The organism is Streptomyces sp. NPDC037013 (assembly GCF_055607265.1).
In genome coordinates, this window is record NZ_JBVJRV010000002.1 from 762,252 (window position 1) to 783,140 (window position 20,889).

The window sequence follows — 20,889 nt, forward strand, 5'->3', positions numbered from 1 at the left end:
CCGGGTCTGCCGAGCCTGCCGCGCCGGTGGGGGAGGGGACGGTGCCACGCCCCGGGGAGGGGATGGTGCATCGCGCACCCCGCGCCTGCCACACCGCCCCCGCCCACGCGGCCCGGCCCGCCCCCGCCCGGCGCGGTGCCGCTGACCCCGTGAAGGCCCTCATGCACCGCCACCGTGAGCTGTGCGAGCGCGCCGTCGACCCGCTGGAGATCGCGGCGGGGCTGGAGGCGCACGGCGTCACCGACCGGACGGCCGCGCGCTTCCGGCACCGGGACGTGTTCGCGCTCGCCGAGGAGATGTACGCGCGCGTGCCCCGCGGCGAGGACGACACCGCGCGCCGCACCGCCTCCGACGAGGCGCCCGGCGCGGGTGCGCGCACGGGAGACCGCGACGGGGTGGCACCGGCGCGCGGCGGACGCAGCGGTCCCGGCCGCCCCGGCGGCATACCTGAAGTACCGCCGGGCTGGGCCCTGTTCGCGCTGCTGCCCGGCGCCGCCTGCGCGGCCACGGTGGCCGGCCTCGGCCTCGCCCATGGCACCGCGCGGCTCGTGATCACGCCCGCCGGAGCGCTCGCCGTCGCCCTCGCGCTGTGCGTCGCCCTGCGGCGCGGTCCGTTGCGCGCCGTCACGCGGCCCTGGCCCGCCACGCGCGCGTGGGTCTGCTGGCTCCTCGCGTACGCCCTGCTCGGCGACGGCCTGCTGCGGGGCGTCCTCGCGGACGGCCCCGACGCACCCGGCGGGCCCGGCGACCTGTGGGACCCCGCCGTCGCCGCCGTCCTCGGTCTCGCCCTCGCCGTCGCGCCCGCGATCTGGTGCGCCCGTCTCTTCGCGGTACGGGCCGGGGGCCGGCTCGCCGCCAGCCGCGGGCTCGACGAGTTCGCCGCCTCCGTAAGGCCGTTGCTGCTCGGCGTGGTCACGCTGTTCCTCGGCGCCCTCGCAGTGCTGCTCGCCCTGGCGGACGCGCTCGTCCCCGACGCGGCCGGCCGGGCGGGCGGCCACCCGGCCGGCGGCCCGCCCGCGCTCGCGGGAGCCGCCGCCCTCGGCGCGCTGCTGCTGCTCGCCCGGCTCCTCGGCGTCTACGGCTTCACCCGTGCCCCCGCCCTGCTGCTCGGCGCGGCCGGCGCCTGCGAAGCCGCCGCCCTTGCCCTGGTCTTCGCGGGCCGGCTGCCCGGCTGCGACGCGCTGGCCGCGCCCGTCAGGGCCGCCGTCGACGCGGGAGGACCGGGTGTCGTACCGGCCGCCGCGTGCGGCGCGGCCGCCCTCGCCCTCCTGGTCCACGCGGCCAGGACCCTCGCCCTCGCCTCGGCCCACGCCGTCCCCCGTGACGCGCCGTGAGCCGCCGGCCGGCAGACCATCCGACCACTCTCCCGCGGGGCCGACACCGCGGGCCTCACCCCGTGCACCACGGCAACACCCCGAAGGAGAAAGACAGATGACCACCAGCAGCCGTCTCCGCCTCCGAGCGGCCACTCCGGGAGGTGCCCGATGAGGGTGCTGCTGATCGGAGCCAACGGATACCTCGGCCGGTTCGTCGCCGACCGGCTGCTCGCCGACCCGGCCGTGCAGCTCACCGCGCTCGGCCGCAGCGACGACTCGGACGTACGGTTCGACCTCGCGGGCGGAAGCCCCGGCGCGCTCACCCGCTTCCTGGACGCCGTGCACCCGGGCGTCGTCATCAACTGCGCCGGCGCCACCCGTGGCGGCGCCCGCGAGCTGACCCGGCACAACACCGTCGCCGTCGCCACCATCTGCGAGGCCCTGCGCCGCAGCGGCTGCGGGGCGCGCCTCGTGCAGCTGGGCTGCGGCGCCGAGTACGGGCCGAGCCAGCCCGGCTCCTCCACGGCCGAGGACGCCGTGCCGCGCCCCGGCGGGCCCTACGGCGTCAGCAAGCTGGCCGCCACCGAACTGGTGCTGGGCTCCGGGCTCGACGCCGTCGTCCTCCGCGTCTTCTCGCCCGCCGGACCCGGCACGCCCGCCGGCTCACCGCTCGGCCGGCTCGCGGAGGCCATGCGGCGCGCGATGCAGGCCGGGGACGGCGAGCTCAAACTCGGCGGGCTCGGGGTGCAGCGGGACTTCGTCGACGTGCGCGACGTGGCGCGCGCCGTGCACGCCGCCTCGCTCTCCGCCGCCCAGGGCGTGGTCAACATCGGCGCGGGCCGTGCCGTACGGCTGCGCGACGCGGCGGCCGTACTGGCCCGGGTCGCGGGGTACGGCGGCGCGCTGCACGAGCTCGACCAGGTGCCCGTGCGGGCGGCGATCGGCCACCCCCGCGGCGAGTCCGAGCACGGGGTGCCGACGGCCGCGTACCCCTATCCGGACGGGTGCGGCAGCTGGCAGCAGGCCGACGTGCGCACCGCGCGCGACCGCCTCGGCTGGCGGCCCCGGATCAATCTCGAGGAGTCCCTCGCCGACATCTGGATGGAGGCCGCATGCCGCATCTGACCAGGTCCGCGCGGAGTGCCGCGAGCACCGAGGTGCGGGTCGGCTTCGGTGTCCCCGGCTTCGCCCACCCGCTCGTCGCCCCCGTCGAATGGGCCGAGCTCACCCGGCCGGGCACCCCCCTGAAGTGGGTTGTCCTGAATGTCGCGAACGGCCCGGGTGAGCGGCCCGATCCGCACTGCCTGGAGGCGGCGGGACGGCTGCGGAACGGGGGAGTCCGCGTGCTCGGCCACCTCGACGCGGCGTACGGCGCCCGCTCCTTCGGCGAGCTGGTCTCCGACGCGCACCGCTACCTCGACTGGTACCGGGTCGACGGCTTCTCGCTGGACCGCTGCCCGACCGAACGGGCCGCGCTCCCGGAGGTGCGCAGGACGGTGGCGACGCTGCGGGCGCTCGTCGACGACGCCCACATCGTGCTCGGCCACGGCACCCATCCGTACCCCGGATACGCCGAGACGGGCGACCAGTTGGTGACCTTCGCCGGGCCGTGGAGCGATTACCGCTGGTCGCAGGTGGCGGAGTGGACCGCCGATTACCCGCCCGAGCGCTTCTGCCACTTCGTGCACGGCGTGCCGCGCGGCCACCTGGACGAGGCGCTGCGCGTCGCCCGCTGGCAGGGCGCCTCGACGATCTACTTCACCGACCGCGCCGGCACGGGCGACGGGGACGACCCCTGGGAGTCCCTGCCCGGCTACTGGGACGACATCGTCTCGCGTGTCGGGACGGGTATCTCGGAATGAAAAAGGGCGTGGCAGTGTTACAGGCAGAACAACCGTTCCGCACAACCGACCAACGGAGTCCCCGTGTCGCTGCCACCCCTGGTCGAGCCCGCCGCCGAGCTCACCGTCGACGAGGTCCGCAGGTACTCCCGCCACCTGATCATCCCCGACGTCGGGATGGACGGGCAGAAGCGGCTGAAGAACGCCAAGGTGCTCTGTGTGGGCGCCGGCGGCCTCGGGTCGCCGGCGCTGATGTACCTGGCCGCGGCCGGTGTCGGCACGCTCGGCATCGTCGAGTTCGACGAGGTCGACGAGTCCAACCTGCAGCGCCAGATCATCCACAGCCAGGCGGACATCGGCCGCTCCAAGGCGGAGTCCGCGAAGGACTCGGTCCTCGGCATCAACCCGTACGTCAACGTGATCCTCCACGAAGAGCGGCTCGAGGCCGACAACGTGATGGAGATCTTCGGCCAGTACGACCTGATCGTCGACGGCACGGACAACTTCGCCACCCGGTACCTGGTCAACGACGCGTGCGTGCTCCTCAACAAGCCGTACGTCTGGGGCTCCATCTACCGCTTCGACGGCCAGGCCTCCGTCTTCTGGAGCGAGCACGGCCCGTGCTACCGCTGCCTCTACCCGGAGCCCCCGCCGCCCGGCATGGTCCCCTCCTGCGCCGAGGGCGGCGTGCTCGGCGTGCTCTGCGCGTCGATCGGCTCCATCCAGGTCACCGAGGCGATCAAGGTCCTGGCCGGCGTGGGCGACCCGCTGGTCGGCCGCCTGATGATCTACGACGCCCTGGAGATGCAGTACCGCCAGGTCAAGGTCCGCAAGGACCCCGACTGCGCGGTCTGCGGCGAGAACCCCACCGTCACCGAGCTCATCGACTACGAGGCCTTCTGCGGCGTCGTCTCCGAGGAGGCCCAGGAGGCGGCGGCCGGTTCGACGATCACTCCCAAGCAGCTCAAGGAGTGGATCGACGCGGACGAGAAGATCGAGATCATCGACGTCCGGGAGCAGAACGAGTACGAGATCGTCTCGATCCCCGGCGCCAAGCTGATCCCCAAGAACGAGTTCCTGATGGGCAACGCCCTCCAGGACCTCCCGCAGGACAAGAAGATCGTCTTGCATTGCAAGACGGGTGTCCGGTCCGCGGAAGTCCTGGCCGTGCTGAAGTCCGCGGGCTTCGCGGACGCGGTCCACGTGGGCGGCGGCGTGATCGGCTGGGTCAACCAGATCGAGCCCGAGAAGCCGGTCTACTAGGCGTAGCGCGACACGGAGAAGGGGCCCGTACCGTCACGGTGCGGGCCCCTTCTCCGTCGGCGGGGGGCCCGTCAGGACGAGCAGACCGTGCCGTCCTTCGGGGTCTTGCCCTCCAGCAGGTACGTGTTGATCGCGCCGTCGACGCAGGAGCTGCCGTTGCCGTACGCCCCGTGGCCCTCGCCCTTCCAGGTGAGGTGCACGCCCACGTCCTTGCCGAGCTCGTCCGCCATCTTGCGGGCGCCCTCGTAGGGGGTGGCCGGGTCGCCCGTGTTGCCGACGACGAGGATGGGGGCCGCGCCCGGCGCGCTCACGTCCGGGGAGTCGTAAAGACCGGGCACCGGCCACTCGTGGCACCAGCCCGCCGTGTCCCAGCCCAGGAACTCCCCGAAGACGGGCGAGATGCCGCGGAACCGGTCCAGGCGCTTCTTCGCCTCCTCCGGAGTGGGCCGCGCCTTCGCGTCCAGGCAGGAGATCGCCCGCTGGGAGTGGCTCTGCGTGCTGTAGTGCCCGGAGGGGTCGCGTTCGTTGTACGCGTCGGCGAGCTGGAGCAGTGCGGAGCCGTCGCCCTTCTCGGCGTCCGCGAGGGCGCGGGTCAGCGCGGGCCAGGTCTGCTTGCTGTAGAGCGTGACCAGGATGCCGGTGCTGGCGAGGGACTCGGTCAGCTTGCGGTCGCCGGAGGCGCGCATCGGCTCGGCGTCCAGGTGCTTGAAGAGCTTCGCCAGCTTCGCCGTCCCGGCCTTCGGGTCCTGGCCGCGGGAGTTGAAGTAGTTGTCGAGGGCGCGCTGGAAGCCCCTCGCCTGGTTCTCCGCGTGGGCGATCGAGTCCGCGGTCGGGTCGACGACCGCGTCGAACATGAGACGGCCTACGCGCCGGGGGAACAAGTGGGCGTACGTGCCGCCGAGTTCGGTGCCGTACGAGACGCCGAAGTAGTGCAGCTTGTCGTCGCCGAGGACCTGGCGCATGACGTCCATGTCGCGGGCGGCCTCGACCGTCGAGATGTGCCCGATGACCTTCTTCGCGTTCCGCGCGCACCCCGCGCCGAACTCCGCCGCGTCCTTGAAGTACGCCTTCTCCTCGGCCGGGGTGTCCGGCGTGAGGTCGACCGTCTTCTCGGCGGCCTGCGTCGCCCTGTCGTCCCGGCAGCGCACGCCCTGGCTCGCGGCGACCCCGCGCGGGTCGAAGCTGACCAGGTCGTACCGCTCGCGCAGCTTGCCGTACGAGTCGGCGAAGGAGGGCAGGCCGGAGACGCCCGAGCCGCCGGGGCCGCCGAAGTTGAACAGGAGGGAGCCGATGCGGTGGCCCTTGCCCGTGCTCCTGGCACGGATCAGGGCGATGCCGATGGTGTCGCCGTCCGGCTTGTCGTAGTCCAGCGGGACCTTGAGCGTCGAGCACTGCCACTCGGCACCGGGCGTGCTGCCTCCCTCGGGCGCCTTGCAGCGGCCCCAGTCCAGCTTCTGGGAGGTCAGCGAGGCGGGCAGGGTCGAGGAGGGGTCCGGCTTCGGGGCGGGTCCCGGAGCCGAGGCCGAGGAGCCCTTCCCGTCGTCCGCGTCCCCGTCGTCGGACGAGCTGCAGCCGGCGGCCAGGCCCGCCACCAGGACTCCTGCGGCGGCCAGAGCCGTGGACCGTACGAAACGCTGCATGAAGGCGCTTCCCCCCTCGGAAGACAGTCAGGCCATAGTAGGCGGGGCCACCGACAGCGCCGGGAGGGGCCACCCGCGGCGGGCCGGGGCACCGTCGCGGGCGGTCGGGGCCTCGGTGGATCAGGAGCAGACCGTGTCCGCCTCCGGGACCTTCCCGTCGAGCAGATAGCCGTTCACGGCGTCGCGCACGCACGCGTTCTTGCTGTCGTACGCCCCGTGCCCCTGGCCCTTGTACGTCAGCTCGACGCCGACGCCCTTGCCGAGGGCCCGCGCCATCTTGCGGGCGCCCTCGTACGGAGTGGCCGGGTCGCCGGTGTTGCCGATGACGACGATGGGCGGCGCGCCCTCGGCGCTCACGTCGGGGTGGTCGGCCTGCCCGTCGACCGCCCAGTCGGTGCAACTGACCATGCCCCACGCCAGGTAGTCGCCGAACAGCGGCGACGCCTTGCGGAACTCGGGGAGTTTCCCGTCGACGTACTGCGGGGTGTAGCGCGCCTTGTCGTCGGCGCAGTTGATCGCGACGTTGGCGGACTGGATGTTGCTGTACCCACCGTCCTCGTTGCGCCCGTTCATCGAGTCGGAGAGCGCCATCAGGATCTTGCCGTCGCCTTCGTACGCCTCTTCGAGGCCCTGGGTGAGGTACGGCCAGAAGTCCTTGGAGTAGAGGGACTGCGCGATGCCGTTGGTGGCGGCGGTCTGCGTCAGTTCGCGGGGCGGAAGACCGCGGATCGGCTTTTCGTCGAGGTCCTTGAGCAGCTTGGCGATCTTCTCCTTGACCTGCTGTTCCGTGTCGCCGACCGGGCAGTCGTCCACCTGGGAGGTGCAGTCCTTCGCGAAGTTGTCGAGGGCGAGCTGGAACCCCTTGGCCTGGCCGAGGGAGCCCTGTTCGGCGTTCTCGGTGGGGTCGACGACCGCGTCGAAGACGGCCCGCCCCACCTTCTTGGGGAACAAGTGTGCGTAGACGCCGCCGAGTTCGGTGCCGTACGAGATCCCGAAGTAGTGCAGCTTGTCGTCGCCGAGGACCTGGCGCATCAGGTCCATGTCGCGGGCCGCGTCGGTGGTGCGGACGTGCGGGAGGGTCTTGCCCGCGTTCTTCTCGCAGCCGTCGTTGAAGGACCTCACGTTCTCGACGAGCTTCTTGCGCTCGGCGTCGTCGTCGGGCGTGGCGTCCTGCTGGAAGTAGGTGTCGAGCTGTTCGTCGTCCTCGCAGCGGATGCCCGCGCTGCGGCCGACGCCGCGCGGGTCGAAGCTGACCAGGTCGTAACGGGTGCGCAGCTTGGCGTACTCCTCCCCGAAGGCGGGCAGCGTGGTGACGCCCGATCCGCCGGGGCCGCCGAAGTTGAAGACCAGGGAGCCGATGCGCTTGTCCTCGGGGCCGTCGGCCGCCGCCTTGACCAGCGCGATGCCGATCGTGTCGCCCTTCGGCCTCGACCAGTCGAGGGGCGCCTTCATCGTGGCGCACTGCCACTCGGCGCCGCCCGGCAGCGGCGAGGGGGCGCTGCCGCCGCCCTCGGAGGCCGCCGGGGCCGGGCACTCCTTCCAGCTCAGTTTCTGAGCCGACAGGTCCTCGTCCTTGGAGTCGCTTCCGCCGCAGGCCGAGAGCGTCGCGGACAGGAGCAGGGCGGCGGCGGCCAGCGCGGTGACGCGCGGCTGGGACTGTGTGGGCATGTGCCCATCCTGCGCGGGGTCCCGACGGGACGCTCGGGGCGCGGGCCGTGTGGGTGAGGATCCCGCCCCCCGCGCCCGGCGATCCGGCGGCGCGCCACCCTCCGGGCCCGGCGTCAGCCCTCGGCGATCCGGCGGGCCGCCGCCGTCCCCGTCGCCACGCACGCCGCGACGCCCACGCCGTCGTACGCCGCGCCGCACAGCGCGATGCCGGGCAGCTCGCCGACGGCCTCGCGGACGCGGGCCACGCGGTCGATGTGGCCGACGCCGTACTGCGGGAGGCCGCGCTCCCAGCGGGTGACGCGGGCCGCGACGGGCTCACCGATGGAGCCGAGGGCCTGGTGCAGCTCGCGGACGGAGGTGCGGATCAGATGGCGGTCCGGGGTGGCGAGCCGGTGCTCCTCGGCGACACGGCCGATCGAGGTGCGCAGCAGGAAGAGGTCGGGCGCCGCCTCGCTCTGCCACCGCCACTTGTTGCCGAGGAACGTGGCGGCCTTGAGGGTGTGCCCGTCGACGGCCGGTACCAGGAAGCCGTTGCCCTCGGGCAGCCCCTCGCCACGCCTGCCGCTGTGCCCGCGCAGGGCCTCCGAACGGGGGAACGCCATGGTCACCACGGCGGTGCTCGCGTGCTGGATCGCCCCGAGGTCGGCGTCGGCCAGCGGCGCGTGCGGCCGCAGCAGCTCGGCGGCCTCGTACGCGGGCACGGCGAGGATCACCGCGTCCGCCTCGAGGAGCAGCGGCCCGTCGCCCGTCACGGCGAGCACCCGCCACCTGCCTCCGGCGGTCCGCTGCAGTTCACGCGCGCGCGTGCCGGTCAGGATGCGGGCGCCGCTCGCGGCGGCGACGGCGTGCGGGAGGCGTCCGTTGCCGCCGCGCAGGCCCCGCACGGGCGCGGGTCTAGGGCTCCCCGCGCGCGGGGCGTCGCCGCCCTCGCTCCCCCGCAGCCGTGCCAGCGCCGAAAGCAGCGGCTCGCCCCGCTCGGCGGCGGCCGCCACCCGCGGCAGCACGGCCCGCAGTGAGAGCCGGTCGGGGCGGCCCGCGTAGACCCCGCCGAGCAGCGGCTCCACGAGCCGGTCCACGGCCTCCTGGCCGATCCGCCAGCCGAGGTACTCGGCGACGGAGACGTCGTCCGCCGGCGGCTCTGCGGGCAGCGTCGCGTCGAGCCGCAGCCGGGCCGTGCCCTCCGCGGAGAGCAGCCCGGTGCCCGTCAACGTGTCGGGGTCGGTGGGGATGCCCATGATGTGGCCGGCCGGCAGCGGGCGCAGCGCGCCGTTCGACCACAGGGTGGTGGGGGCCGGGGCCGGGTCGCACAGGTCGTCGCCGAGACCGACCTCCTCGGCGAGGCGTACGGCTTCGGGGCGCAGCGCCATCAGGGATTCGGCGCCCTCGTCGACGGGGACGCCCGCGAGGGTGCCGGTGCGCAGTTTGCCGCCGATGACGGGGGCGCCCTCGAGGACGGTGACCTCCGCGCCGTCGCGCAGCCGCCAGGCGGCCGTCAGTCCGCTGATGCCGCCGCCGACGACGATCACTGAGCGTGTCATGCCGTGGTCCTCTCCGCGCGGGCGGGCGCGGTGTGCGCCAGCAGTTCCCGCAGTTCGTCCTGGTGGGGGAAGCTCCCCGGTTCGTACGCGCACCAGGGGTCGGCGCCGAGCACGCGTCCCGTCGCCCCGTACGCGCGGGAGCGGGAGCCCCCACACACGGTGGCGAACTCGCAGCGCCCGCAGGCGCCGTCGAGCAGGGAGGGTTCGCGCAACGTCGTGAACAGCGCGGAGCCGCGGTAGATGTCGACGAGCGGATGGTGTCTCACGTTGCCGGCCGACAGCGGCAGGAAGCCGCTGGGGTGGACCTCGCCGGTGTGCGAGACGAAGACGAAGCCGCGTCCGGAGCCGACGTCCATGGGCGGCCTGCGCACCGCGCGCCGCTCTCCCTCGTGCAGCCCGAGGGCACGCGCGCGTGCCGTCAGGCGCGCGTACAGGGGGCCTGTTTCGGGTGTCTCGCCGTGGCGTTCCAGGATGGTCCGCTGGAGCGCCACGCGGCGGAAGTGGTGGCCCTCGGTGGTCTTGGTGGCGAGGACCGCGCCCGTGTCGTAGAGGAAGTGCAGGACGTCCTCCACCTCGCCGGGGGTGAGCGCGGAGAGCTGTTCGCCGCGGCCGGTGGGCACGAGCACGAAACCGCTCCACAGCATGGCGCCCTCGCGGCGCACCAGGGCGGCGATGTCGGCGAGGTCCTCCAGGCTGTCGCGCGTGACGGTGGTGTTGATCTGCACCTTCAGGCCCAGCTCGCGGGCGGTACGCCAGCCGTCGAGGGTCCATTCGAAGACGCCGTCCACGCCTCGGAAGGCGTCGTGCCGCTCGGCGGTGGATCCGTCGACGCTGAGCGAGAGGGCGACGGCGCCCGCGTCGCGCACCGCCGTCAGGTTGGCCCGGTCCAGCGTCGGCGTACCCGAGGGGGAGACGGCGACGCGGAGTCCGAGCGCGGTGCCGTGGGCGACGAGGTCGGTGAGGTCGGCGCGCTGGAAGGGGTCGCCGCCCGTGATGACGAAGAGGGGGCTCGGCCGCCCGAAGGCGACGATCTGGTCCATGAGGCGGCGCGCGTCGGCGCCGTCCAGCTCGCGCGGGTCCCGTGCGGGCTGCGCCTCGGCCCGGCAGTGCAGGCAGGCCAGCGGGCACGCGCGCGTGGCCTCCCAGATGACGATGAAGGGGCGTTCGGCGACGTCGTGCCGGGGGCGTCTGACGACGCGGCTCATGAGACGCGCTCCCAGCCCCGGCGCGGCGCCCGGCCCGCGAGCTGCCGCGGCTCCCGGCGGCGGTAGACGACGTACGGCCTGAAGAGGTACTTGAAGGGGGCGCTGACGATGTGCGCGAGCCGGGAGAAGGGGATCAGCGCGAAGAGCGCGAAGCCGAAGACGACGTGCAGTTTGAAGGCGAGGGGCGCGGCGCCCATCAGCGCGTACTGCGGCCGGAGCGTGAAGAGGCTGCGGAACCAGACGGAGATGCCCTCGCGGTAGTTGTAGTCGACCGCTCCGGACGAGTTGAGCACGGTCGCGATCAGGCCGAGCAGGAGCGCGCCGAGCAGCACGGTGTACATCACGTGGTCGCTGCGGAGGGTGGCCCTGCGGACGGCGGGCACCGTCAGGCGCCGGTACACGAGGATCCCGATGCCGGCGGCCGCGGCGAGCCCCGCGACCGCACCCGTGGAGACGGCCATCAGGTGGTACGTGTGGTCGCTGACGCCCACGGCGTCGGTCCAGCTGTCCGGGATCAGCAGCCCCACGACATGGCCGAGCACCACGAACGCCATCCCGAAGTGGAAGAGCGGCGAGCCGATCCGCAGCAGCCGTGACTCCCGCAGCTGGGAGGAGTGCGTGGTCAGGCCGAACCGGTCGTACCTGGCCCGCCAGGCGAGCCCCGCGATGAGGAGGGTGACGGCGACATAGGGCATGACGCCCCACAGGAAGAGGTCCATTACGCCGGGGTCCTTTCCCGGTCGGGGCGGGCGGGGAGGGTGGGCCAGGGGAGTTCCACGCCGGGCCCGAAGGGTTCGAGCCCGACGGTCTCGCGGGGCGGCCCGACGCGGGCGAGCGCCTTCGCCTCGGCCCGCGTCCTCGGGGAGGGCCCGGGGAGCGTCGCGCAGACCGCTTCGAGCACGCGCGCGTACGGGGTGTCCGCGTCGGTGACGGCCAGCCGCAAAAGTTCGAGCCCGGCCCGGTGCTCCTCCAGGAGCGCGGTGCCCGCCTCCTCCTCGCGGGCGGCGAACTCGAGCAGCACCGGCAGGAAGTCGGGCAGCTCCTCGGAGGCGAACTCCAGGCCGTGCTCGCGGTACACCTGCTTGATCCGCACCAGGGAGAGCCCGCGGTTGCGGGTGTCGCCGTCCGACCACCAGGTGAGGTACAGGCAGCGGCGGTTGCGGGTGTCGAAGACGTCCGTGTAATGCGCGGCGAGATCCAGCGGGCGGCACGCGCGCGCGTGGGCGATGAAGGAGCGCAGCAGCGGGTCGTCGCTCGCCTCGTGGAGGGCGTCCAGATCGGCGTGGAGCCGCTCGTCGGGGTACTGGAGGAGCCGCCCGGCGACGAGACGGACGACGGCGTCGGGGCTCATGCGCTCCTCCGGGTGGGGCTGAGGTTGAGCAGCACGCGCTCTTCGGAGGCGGCGGGCGGCGCTTCGGCCACCGGGCAGCCGCCGTCGAGGGGGTGTGCGTCGGCGAGGGCGTCCGCGTCCGCCCGCGCGGCGCTCGGGACCACGTACCGGTCCTCGTACTTGGCGACGGCGAGGAGGCGGAACATGTCCTCCATCTCCTGCCCGGTCAGGCCGACCGCGGCGGCGATGGACTCGTCGCGCTCCTGGCCGAGGTTGACGCGCCGCATGTGGGCGCGCATGGCGGCCATGCGGCGCAGCACCGCGTCGACGGCGTACGTGTCGCCCGCCGTGAGCAGCTCGGCGAGGTACTCCACCGGGATGCGCAGCGCGTCGATGGCGCCGAACAGGTTGCCCGCGTCCTCCCCGTCGTGGCCCGCGGCGGCGACCGCCTCGACGACCGGGGAGAGCGGCGGCACGTACCAGACCATCGGCATCGTGCGGTACTCCGGATGCAGCGGCAGGGCGACCTGGTACGTCCTGATGAGGTCGTGGACGGGGGAGCGGCGGGCCGCGTCGAGCCACTCGTCGGTGATGCCCGAGGCGCGGGCGGCGGCCGCCACCGTCGGGTCATGCGGGTCGAGGAAGCACTCCAACTGCGCCGGGTAGAGGTCCTGTTCGTCTTCGACGGAGGCCGCCTCGGTGACCTTGTCGGCGTCGTACAGCATCACGCCGAGGTAGCGCATGCGGCCGACGCACGTCTCCGAGCAGATGGTGGGCATCCCTGCCTCCACGCGCGGGAAGCAGAACGTGCACTTCTCGGCCTTGCCGGTGGCGTGGTTGAAGTAGACCTTCTTGTACGGGCAGCCGGTGACGCACATCCGCCAGCCGCGGCACTCGTCCTGGTCGACGAGGACGATGCCGTCCTCCACGCGCTTGTACATCGCTCCGGAGGGGCACGACGAGACGCACGCGGGGTTGAGGCAGTGCTCGCAGATCCGCGGCAGGTAGAACATGAAGCTCTGCTCGAACTCGAAGCGGATCTTCTCGCCGATCTCGTCGCGGATCTTCTCCACCAAGGGGTCCTTGGGGGCGTGTTCGGGGGCGCCACCGAGGTTGTCGTCCCAGTTCGGGCCCCATTCGATGGTGCCCAGGGGCTCGCCGGTGACCTGGGAGACCGGCTTGGCGACGGGCATGTCGTCGCCCGCGGGGGCGTCGGTGAGGTTCTTGTACTCGTACGTCCAGGGCTGGTAGTAGTCCGTCAGCTCCGGCAGGTCGGGGTTGGCGAAGAGCTGCCCGAGCCGCTTGAGGCGTCCTCCCGCCCGCAGCCGCAGCCGGCCGGACCTGGTCCGCTCCCAGCCGCCCTTCCACCGCTCCTGGTCCTCCCAGCGGAGCGGATAGCCCTGCCCGGGGAGCGTCTCGACGTTGTTGAACCAGACGTACTCGGTGCCCTTGCGGTTGGTCCACGCCTGCTTGCAGGTGACCGAACAGGTGTGGCAGCCGATGCACTTGTCCAGGTTCATGACCATGGCGATCTGGGCCATGACGCGCATGATCAGTACTCCACATCCTGCGAGCGGCGGCGGATGACCGTCACCTCGTCGCGCTGGTTGCCGGTCGGCCCCAGGTAGTTGAAGGCCCAGGTCAACTGGGCGTAGCCGCCCACCAGATGGGTGGGTTTGAGCATGATCCGGGTGAGGGAGTTGTGGATGCCGCCGCGCCGCCCGGTCTTCTCCGTCTTCGGGACGCCGACGGTGCGCTCCTGGGCGTGGTTCATGTAGACGGTCCCCGGCGGCATCTTGTGGGAGACGATCGCGCGGGCCGTGACGACGCCGTTGCGGTTGACCGCCTCGATCCACTCGTTGTCGCGCACGCCGATGGCCTCGGCGTCCTGCGGGGACATCCACACCGTCTGACCGCCGCGGCCGAGCGTCATCATGTAGAGGTTGTCCTGGTACTGGGAGTGGATCGCCCACTTGTTGTGCGGGGTGAGGAACCGCACGGCGACCTCGCGGCCGCCCGCGCCGTCCGTCCGGAAACCCAACTCGGGCTCTCCGTAGAGGCGGTGCATGTTCAGCGGCGGCTTGTAGACGGGCAGGGCCTCGCCGACCTCGTGGATCCAGTCGTGGTCGAGGAAGAAGTGCTGGCGTCCGGTGAGCGTGTGCCAGGGCTTGAGCTGTTCGGTGTTGACGGTGAACGCCGTGTAGCGGCGCCCGCCGGACTCGCTGCCCGACCACTCCGGGGAGGTGATGACCGGCACCGGGCGGGCCTGGGTGTCGGCGAACGTGATCCGTTTCCCCTCCGCCTCGGCGGCCAGGTGCGCCATCTCGGTGCCGACGCGCTTCTCCAGCGTCTCGAAGCCCTGGGTGGCCAATCGGCCGTTGGAGGTCCCCGAGAGCGACAGGATCGCCTCACAGGCCCGCTGGGCGGTGTCAAGGCGGGGCCTGCCGTCGGCGGTGCCGCCCCGCACCGTGCCGTTCTTCTCCGTCAGGTACGCGACTTCCTCGGCGACGTCGTACGTGACCGCCTTCGTGGTGACCCCGAGGCGGTCCACCAGCGGGCCGAGCGCCGCGAACTTCTCGCCGACCGCCCCGTAGTCGCGCTCCACGACCGAGAGGTTGTACATCGTGCGTCCCGGGACGGGCTCGCACTCGCCCTTCGACCAGTCCAGCGCGACGCCGCCGGGCTGCGCCATCTCACCGCCCGGGGTGTCGTGCTGCAGCGCCGTGGCGACGAGGTCGCGGCGCACGCCCAGATGCTCGCCCGCCAGCTCGCCGAACCGGCGCGCGAGCGCCAGGAAGGCGTCGTAGTCGCTCCTGGCCTGCCAGGGCGGGTCCACGGCCGGCGTGAAGGCGTGCAGGAAGGGGTGCATGTCGGTGGAGGACAGGTCGTGCTTCTCGTACCAGGTGGCGGCCGGCAGGACGACGTCGGAGAGCAGCGTCGTGGACGTCATCCGGAAGTCGAGGCAGAGCAGCAGATCGAGTTTTCCCTCCACGTCCTCGGGGCGCCACCGCACGTCGCGCGGCGCGCAACGCGGTCCGTCGTCGGGCAGGTTGGAGTGGGTGCCGAGGAGGTGCTTGAGGAAGTACTCGTTGCCCTTGGAGGACGAGCCGAGGAGGTTGGCCCGCCAGACGTTGAGGACGCGCGGCCAGTTGCGCGGCGCGTCGGGGTCCTCGCCGGCGTACCCCAGCGTGCCCGCCGCCAGCTCTCCGACGGCGCTCGCCACGGGATCGTCGGCCTCGCCGAGATCCAGGGGGTTGCGGTCGAACGTGGGGTACGAGGGCATCCAGCCCATGCGTGCGGCGGCCGCCAGGCAGTCGGCGCCCGTCATGCCCTCGAAACGGCCCTCTCCCAGCGGGGAGGCGAGGGACTCGGCGGGCAGGCTGTCGTAGCGCCACTGGTCGGTGTGGAGGTAGAACCAGCCCGCGCCGATCATGTGCCGGGGCGGGCGGCCCCAGTCGGAGGCGCCGGCCAGCGTCGCCCAGCCGGTCACCGGGCGGCACTTCTCCTGCCCCACGTAGTGCCCCCATCCGCCGCCGTTGCGTCCCTGGCAGCCGGTGAGCGTGAGCAGCGCAAGGAAGGCGCGGTAGGTGGTCTCCGCGTGGAACCAGTGGTTGGTCCCCGCGCCCATGAGGATCATGCAGCGCCCTTGGGAGGCCTCGGCCGTCTCGGCGAACTCCCGTGCCACGCGCGCGGCCTGCGCCGCCGGCACGGAGGTGAGGGTCTCCTGCCAGGCCGGGGTGCCGGGCTGGCAGGCGTCTTCGTAGGAGCCGGGCCACTCGCCGGGCAGCCCCGCGCGCGGGACGCCGTACTGGGCGAGCATCAGGTCGAAGACGGTCGTGACGAGCCGGCCGCCCATCCGCCGGACGGGCACTCCCCGGCGTACGACACCGAGGTCGTCACCGTCGCGCCCGGTCTCCTCGAAGCGGGGCAGCGCGATCTCCGCGGTCTCCTCGCCGTACAGGGTGAGCCGGGGCACGGTGTCACCGAGGTCCAGATTCCAGTCGGGGCTCTCCGTAGTGCCCCATCGGTGGCCGAGGGTGCCGTTCGGGACGGTCGGCTCGCCGGTCGCGTCGTCGATCAGGACGGTCTTCCAGCGGGCGTTCTCGGTCTCCTTCCCGTCGCTTTCGAGGTCGGCGGCGGTGAGGAACTTGTGCGGTACGAGTCCTTTTCCGCTCTCGGTGAGCGTCACCAGGAAAGGCAGGTCCGTGTAACGGCGTACGTAATCCAGGAAGAAAGGCGTCTGCCGTTCGACGAAGAACTCGCGGAGAATGACGTGCCCCATCGCGAGGGCCAGAGCGCCGTCCGTTCCGGGGTGCGGGTGCATCCACTCGTCGGCGAACTTCGTGTTGTCCGCGAAATCCGGCGATACGGTGACGACTTTCTGCCCGCGGTAACGCGCCTCCGTCATCCAGTGCGCGTCGGGCGTCCGCGTCACCGGCACATTGGAACCCCACATCATCAAATACGCGGCGTCCCACCAGTCACCCGATTCCGGTACGTCGGTCTGATCGCCGAACACCTGCGGCGAGGCGACCGGAAGATCCGCGTACCAGTCGTAGAAGGAGAGCATCGGGGCGCCGATGAGGGAGTGGAAACGGGCGCCGGCGGCGTGCGACGCCATCGACATCGCGGGAATGGGGGAGAAACCCGCGACCCGGTCGGGGCCGTACTCCTTGATCGTGTGCACGTGCGCGGCGGCGACGATCTCGAGGGCCTCGTCCCAACTCGCCCGCACCAGCCCGCCCTTGCCGCGCGCCCGCTGGTACCGCCGCCTGCGCTCGGGGTCGCCCTGGATGTCGGCCCAGGCGAGCACCGGGTCCTTCAGCCGCGCCTTCGCCTCCCGGTACATCTCCAGCAGGGCGCCGCGCACATGCGGATACCGCACACGCGTGGGCGAATACGTGTACCAGGAGAAAGAGGCGCCGCGCGGGCAGCCGCGGGGTTCGTATTCGGGACGGTCGGGCCCCACGGAGGGATAGTCCGTGGCCTGGGTCTCCCAGGTGATGATGCCGTCCTTGACGTAGACCTTCCAGCGGCACGAACCGGTGCAGTTCACGCCGTGCGTGGAATGCACGACCTTGTCGTGGCTCCACCGGTCGCGATAGAAGGCCTCTCCGCCCCGGCCGCCGGTGCGTTCCACCCGGTGCAGGTCCTCGGATGTCTCCGCGGCGCGGGTGAAGAAACTCCCGGCCTTCACGAGCGTCTCAGCGATGTCTTTCTTCTGCTGCAACGTCACATCTCCTGGCCGTCCCGAAGAAAAGGCCGCACACACGTACCGCCCACAACGACCCTAAGCCTGGGGATGGTTGGGACCCCGGGGTCTTAGGTCCCGTGAAGGGGTGACCTATAGCAGGAATTGTTCGGGCCCTGCTGCTGCGAGGCTGGAACGGCGGGGGTACCTGTCCGACGGGCTGAGAGGGTGGACGCATGGGCGGCAGGAGACGGGGCGGCCTCCACGCGTGGCTGCCGAACCAGCACGGCGCGTGGGCGATGCTCGCGGTGCCCTTCACGGCGGGCGTGTTCCTCGGCCACGGGCCGGACGCGGGGCCCCGCTGGGCCCATCTGCCGCTGTTCGCCGCCTGGTTGGCCGGGTACGTCGCCGCCTTCCACGCCCAGCAGTGGCTGCGGCTGCGGCGCCTGTCGCGCAACCCCAGGGCCCCGCGCCGCCATGTGCGGCCCGCCCTGTGGGCGGCGGCGGTGTGCGCGCTCTGCGGGGTGCCCCTCCTGGTCGCCCACCCCTGGCTGCTGCCGGTCGCCCTCTGCGCGGCGCCCTTCGTCGCCGTCAACACCTGGTACGCCTGGCGGAACCGGGAGCGGGCCCTGCTCAACGGCCTGGCCGCGGTCGTCCCGGCCTGCGGCATGCTCCTCGTCACGCTGCGCATGGGCGGCGGCGAGCTCATTGACGGCTGGCGCCCCGCACTCGCCTGCCTGCTGTTCTTCGCGGGCACGGTGCCGTACGTGAAGACGATGATCCGCGAGCGGGACTCACGCGCGTACTACCGGGCGTCGGTGACGTACCACGTGCTCGCGGTCGCCGCCGCGTACGCGCTGAGCCCCTGGCTCGTGCTCCTCTTCGCGGCCTACCTGGCGCGCGCGGCGCTGCTGCCCGGCAGGGGCGTGCGGGTGCCGGTGGTCGGGGCAGTGGAGGTGCTGGGAGCCGTGCTGCTCCTGACAGCTCTCCTGCTGCTGTTCTGACCGCTGTCCCGCCGGGTCAGAGCAGCCCCTTGCGCGTCAGATGGTTGAAGAACAGCCAGCCGGGGAGCACCGGGAGCCACAGGGTCAGCAGCCGGTAGAGCAGCACTGCGGGCGCCGCCACGTCCTTGGGCACGCCCACCGCGATCAGACCGAAGGTCAGCGTCGCCTCGACCGCGCCCACACCGCCCGGCGTCGGAGCCGCCGAGCCCAGGGCATTGCCCGCGAGGAAGACGACCGCGACGCTCGCGAGGCTCAGGGATGTCATCTGCTCGTTGCCGAAGGCTCGTACCGAGGCGTCCAGACAGAGCACGAACATCAGGGTGAGCAGCAGCATCCCGCCGATGCCGGTGAGCAGCTTCTGCGGGCGCTGCAGCACGTCCAGCATGCGCGGCACGACACCGGCGAAAAGCGATCGCACGCGCGTGACGACGAATTTCCGCAGGAACGGGATGGCGGTCACCACGAGGACGAGCACCGCGACCGACAGCAGACCGGCGATGACCGTGCGGGACGGCGTGAAGGACGGCGTCTTCTCCGTCCCCGTCAGATAGCCGAAGACCAGCAGCAGCAGGATGTGGGAGCCGAGCCCGAAGAGCTGCGAGGCGCCGACGCTCGCCACCGCGAGCCCGGACCGCACCCCGGAACGCTGCAGGAACCGGGTGTTCAGGGCCACGCCACCGACCGCCGCGGGCGCCACGATCTTCACGAAGGACCCGGCGACCTGCGCCGCCACCGCCCGCAGGAACGGCACCCGCTCCGGCACGAAACCGAGCAGGCTCATCGCCGCCGCGAAGTAGCTCAGTGCGGAGAAGCCCACCGCGGCGGCCACCCAGCCCCACTCCGCCTCTTGGAAGAGCGTGCCGAACTCGACGTGGGTGAGCTGCGACAGCAGGAAGTACGCGCCGATGGCACCGGCGATGAAACTGATCAGCGTGCGGGGCCTGATCCGCTCCAGCTGCGCCGGCTCGACCGGCGCCGTCGGGCGGATGAGCAGCACCTGGTGGCGGATCTGCGTGAGCAGGTCCTCCTCGCGGGCCTGTTCCAGGGCGTCGTCTATGGCCTGCTTCTCGGCCTGCCGCTCCTGCTTGGCCGCCTGCTTCTCCTGCTTCTGCGACGGCTTCTCCGCCGACGCGTCGTCGAGCTGCGCGTGCGCGGACTGCTTGGACCTGCGGGAGGCCTCGAGGACCGCCTCACGCTCGCGCTGGGAGCGTTCCCGGGCCAGTTTGCGCAGCGTGGAGCGGGTGGAGCGGGTGAGGGCGATGGGCTGCAGCAGCGGCAGACAGTCGGCCACCGCGTCCGGGCCGAGGACCGCCACGGCGGCGGCGACCGCGCGTTCGGCGCCCACCCGCAGCCCGAGGGCGGTCAGGAGCTGGGCGATGTCCATGCGCAGGACCAGGTCGCCCGCGGCGATCTCGCCGCCGCGCAGATCCGTGAGGATCACCTTGCCGGAACGATCCACCAGCACCGCGTCGCCCGCCAGCCTGCGGTGCGCGATCCGGCGGGACTGGAGGGCCTGCACCTGCCGCCAGGTGTCGCTCAGCAGCTCGTCGGTGAGGGCGTCGTCCGGCAGCGAGTCCAGGGTGCGGCCGCCCGTGTGCTCGTAGACGAGCATCACCGCGTCGGGGCCGAGCTCGGAGGTGGCGATCAGCTTGGGCGCGTTCGCCCCGGCCGCGATGGCCGCGTAGGCGAGGAGCGCCTCCTGCTCCAGGGCCTGCCGCAGCGACTGCAGACTGCGCCGCTGGGTGATGCCCCGCAGGGTGAGCCGGCGCCAGACGCGGTAGAAGAAGCCCTGCGCCTGCTGCTCGCGGTCGATGACCGTGACGTCAAGCGGCGGGCCGTCCTCCAGAGTGACGAAATAGCGGCGCCCGCGGTCACCGTGCTCACTGTCCGGGGACTCCTCGCGGGCGGCGCTCACGGGGTGGAAGCCGACGTGCCGCAGCCCCACCAGGAGCGTCTGACCGGTCGGCCGTACGTTCGGCGAGCCGACCGCGTAGAGCGTGCCGTACGCCACCGCCCAGCCGATCAGGACCGTCAGGATGATCGAGAACGGTGTCGTGTAGCCGGTCACCAGCATGGTGAACGCGTCGAGCAGCAGCACCACGAACAGCACGAGCCGCCAGCGCGGCCTGCGCGACATGCCGACGGCCGTCATGTACGCGATGACGGGGGCGAGGTAGCCGTGCACCGGATCGGTGAAGGCGTGCACGTCGGCCGGGGACGGCTTGGTCAGCGCGTCCTGGATGGAGCCGGGGGCGCCCTTCGCGACCCAGAGGTCCGTGGCCAGTGTCACGCCGTGCGCGAGGACGGCGGCCAGTACGCCGTCGGCGATCCGCAGCCCGTCCCGTTTGATCAGCCGTTCGATCGCGAACGCGACGGGGACGAGCAGCACGCCGATGCTGGCGACCAGACCGGCCACCTTGATCAGCAGGTCGGGCGCCTGCTCCGTGCCCTTGTCGATGTCCTGTTCGAGCCCGGAGGTCGTGCCGTGCGCGAACGCGGCGATGGCGAGGAGCACGGCGATGGCGAGCACGCCCACCAGGAGCCGCATGAGGTCGGAGGGGCGGTGCACACGGGCCGCGAGGAGCGGCTCGTCGCCCGCGACGCGGTCGGTGTGCGCCTCGTCGCCGTCGCCGTCCGGACAGCCGGCGGAGGAGCCCTGTCCGGTCTCCCGGCCGTCGGCCCCGGCCTTCTCGATGGGGTCGTCGTGGTCGTTCTTCTCGGTCGTCAGGGCGTTCTCACCGGTGTCCAGGTGTGACTCGGACGCAGAGGTGCCCGCCTTCTCATCGGGATGCACGCCCTGCCGCTCCGTCGTCTCTTCTTGATCTCGTATCACCAGTCACCGCCCGCACGATGGTGGCATGCCCGACCCGCGGAGGGGGGCATCAGGGGGCAA

At 72.4% G+C, this 20,889-nt stretch carries 14 protein-coding genes; 5 read left to right on the forward strand and 9 right to left on the reverse strand.

Annotation, left to right across the window (positions count from 1 at the left end; translation table 11 throughout):
* Positions 1–62 precede the first annotated feature (62 nt).
* From ACZ7DY_RS08510 to moeZ, 4 genes are all read left to right on the forward strand, one after another.
* Positions 63–1,334 carry a hypothetical protein gene (locus ACZ7DY_RS08510; protein ID WP_471131701.1) on the forward strand — a complete coding sequence of 424 codons (1,272 nt, stop codon included), beginning with the start codon at positions 63–65 and terminating at the stop codon, positions 1,332–1,334.
* Between the two features lie 150 nt (positions 1,335–1,484).
* Positions 1,485–2,441, forward strand: coding sequence for an NAD-dependent epimerase/dehydratase family protein (locus ACZ7DY_RS08515; RefSeq protein WP_471131703.1), 957 nt, complete (start codon positions 1,485–1,487; stop codon positions 2,439–2,441).
* Positions 2,429–3,178: a spherulation-specific family 4 protein gene (locus ACZ7DY_RS08520; RefSeq protein WP_471131706.1), complete on the forward strand. Its 750-nt coding sequence runs from the start codon at positions 2,429–2,431 to the stop codon at positions 3,176–3,178. Before ACZ7DY_RS08515 ends, ACZ7DY_RS08520 begins: the two co-directional genes overlap by 13 nt.
* A 63-nt stretch (positions 3,179–3,241) precedes the next feature.
* Positions 3,242–4,420: an adenylyltransferase/sulfurtransferase MoeZ gene (moeZ, locus tag ACZ7DY_RS08525; protein WP_471131709.1), complete on the forward strand. Its 1,179-nt coding sequence runs from the start codon at positions 3,242–3,244 to the stop codon at positions 4,418–4,420.
* A 71-nt stretch (positions 4,421–4,491) separates the two neighbouring features.
* On the opposite strand, the gene ACZ7DY_RS08530 is transcribed toward moeZ, so the two are convergent.
* The 8 genes from ACZ7DY_RS08530 to ACZ7DY_RS08565 all read right to left on the reverse strand — a co-directional run bounded on the left by ACZ7DY_RS08530 (position 4,492) and on the right by ACZ7DY_RS08565 (position 17,031).
* A complete protein-coding gene (locus ACZ7DY_RS08530) occupies positions 4,492–6,060 on the reverse strand; it encodes an alpha/beta hydrolase (protein WP_471131710.1) in 1,569 nt (522 codons plus the stop codon).
* Between the two features lie 120 nt (positions 6,061–6,180).
* The gene (locus ACZ7DY_RS08535; RefSeq protein ID WP_471131713.1) at positions 6,181–7,728 is read right to left on the reverse strand and encodes an alpha/beta hydrolase; all 1,548 of its coding nucleotides are present in this window, start codon (positions 7,726–7,728) and stop codon (positions 6,181–6,183) included.
* A gap of 113 nt (positions 7,729–7,841) precedes the next feature.
* Positions 7,842–9,266 (reverse strand): protoporphyrinogen oxidase, encoded by a 1,425-nt coding sequence (gene hemG, locus ACZ7DY_RS08540; protein WP_471131716.1) that lies wholly within the window; start codon positions 9,264–9,266, stop codon positions 7,842–7,844.
* Entirely contained in the window at positions 9,263–10,471 is a 1,209-nt protein-coding gene (locus ACZ7DY_RS08545; protein ID WP_471131718.1) for a TIGR04053 family radical SAM/SPASM domain-containing protein, read from the reverse strand. The genes hemG and ACZ7DY_RS08545 overlap by 4 nt, the downstream gene beginning before the upstream one ends.
* Positions 10,468–11,190 (reverse strand): respiratory nitrate reductase subunit gamma, encoded by a 723-nt coding sequence (narI, locus tag ACZ7DY_RS08550; protein ID WP_471131721.1) that lies wholly within the window; start codon positions 11,188–11,190, stop codon positions 10,468–10,470. Before narI ends, ACZ7DY_RS08545 begins: the two co-directional genes overlap by 4 nt.
* On the reverse strand, positions 11,190–11,822 hold the full coding sequence (gene narJ / locus ACZ7DY_RS08555; protein WP_471131722.1) for a nitrate reductase molybdenum cofactor assembly chaperone: 633 nt from the start codon (positions 11,820–11,822) through the stop codon (positions 11,190–11,192). Before narJ ends, narI begins: the two co-directional genes overlap by 1 nt.
* Positions 11,819–13,351, reverse strand: a complete 1,533-nt coding sequence (gene narH, locus ACZ7DY_RS08560) for a nitrate reductase subunit beta (protein WP_471131724.1) — start codon at positions 13,349–13,351, stop codon at positions 11,819–11,821. The genes narJ and narH overlap by 4 nt, the downstream gene beginning before the upstream one ends.
* Positions 13,352–13,353: 2 nt before the next feature.
* Positions 13,354–17,031: a nitrate reductase subunit alpha gene (locus tag ACZ7DY_RS08565; RefSeq protein WP_471131727.1), complete on the reverse strand. Its 3,678-nt coding sequence runs from the start codon at positions 17,029–17,031 to the stop codon at positions 13,354–13,356.
* A 197-nt stretch (positions 17,032–17,228) separates the two neighbouring features.
* Here ACZ7DY_RS08565 and ACZ7DY_RS08570 point away from each other — a divergent pair, with 197 nt between their 5' ends.
* Complete coding sequence (locus ACZ7DY_RS08570) at positions 17,229–17,996, forward strand: YwiC-like family protein (RefSeq protein WP_471131729.1); 768 nt, start codon at positions 17,229–17,231, stop codon at positions 17,994–17,996.
* 16 nt (positions 17,997–18,012) lie between these two features.
* On the opposite strand, the gene ACZ7DY_RS08575 is transcribed toward ACZ7DY_RS08570, so the two are convergent.
* Positions 18,013–20,790, reverse strand: a complete 2,778-nt coding sequence (locus ACZ7DY_RS08575) for a lysylphosphatidylglycerol synthase transmembrane domain-containing protein (RefSeq protein WP_471131732.1) — start codon at positions 20,788–20,790, stop codon at positions 18,013–18,015.
* Positions 20,791–20,889 lie beyond the last annotated feature (99 nt).

Coding starts and splice junctions, on each gene's coding strand:
- ACZ7DY_RS08510 (WP_471131701.1), top strand. CDS start 63: ATGGTGCATCGCGCACCCCGCGCCTGCCACACCGCCCCCGCCCACGCG.
- ACZ7DY_RS08515 (WP_471131703.1), top strand. CDS start 1,485: ATGAGGGTGCTGCTGATCGGAGCCAACGGATACCTCGGCCGGTTCGTC.
- ACZ7DY_RS08520 (WP_471131706.1), top strand. CDS start 2,429: ATGCCGCATCTGACCAGGTCCGCGCGGAGTGCCGCGAGCACCGAGGTG.
- ACZ7DY_RS08530 (WP_471131710.1), bottom strand. CDS start 6,060: ATGCAGCGTTTCGTACGGTCCACGGCTCTGGCCGCCGCAGGAGTCCTG.
- ACZ7DY_RS08535 (WP_471131713.1), bottom strand. CDS start 7,728: ATGCCCACACAGTCCCAGCCGCGCGTCACCGCGCTGGCCGCCGCCGCC.
- hemG (WP_471131716.1), bottom strand. CDS start 9,266: ATGACACGCTCAGTGATCGTCGTCGGCGGCGGCATCAGCGGACTGACG.
- ACZ7DY_RS08545 (WP_471131718.1), bottom strand. CDS start 10,471: ATGAGCCGCGTCGTCAGACGCCCCCGGCACGACGTCGCCGAACGCCCC.
- narI (WP_471131721.1), bottom strand. CDS start 11,190: ATGGACCTCTTCCTGTGGGGCGTCATGCCCTATGTCGCCGTCACCCTC.
- narJ (WP_471131722.1), bottom strand. CDS start 11,822: ATGAGCCCCGACGCCGTCGTCCGTCTCGTCGCCGGGCGGCTCCTCCAG.
- narH (WP_471131724.1), bottom strand. CDS start 13,351: ATGCGCGTCATGGCCCAGATCGCCATGGTCATGAACCTGGACAAGTGC.
- ACZ7DY_RS08570 (WP_471131729.1), top strand. CDS start 17,229: ATGGGCGGCAGGAGACGGGGCGGCCTCCACGCGTGGCTGCCGAACCAG.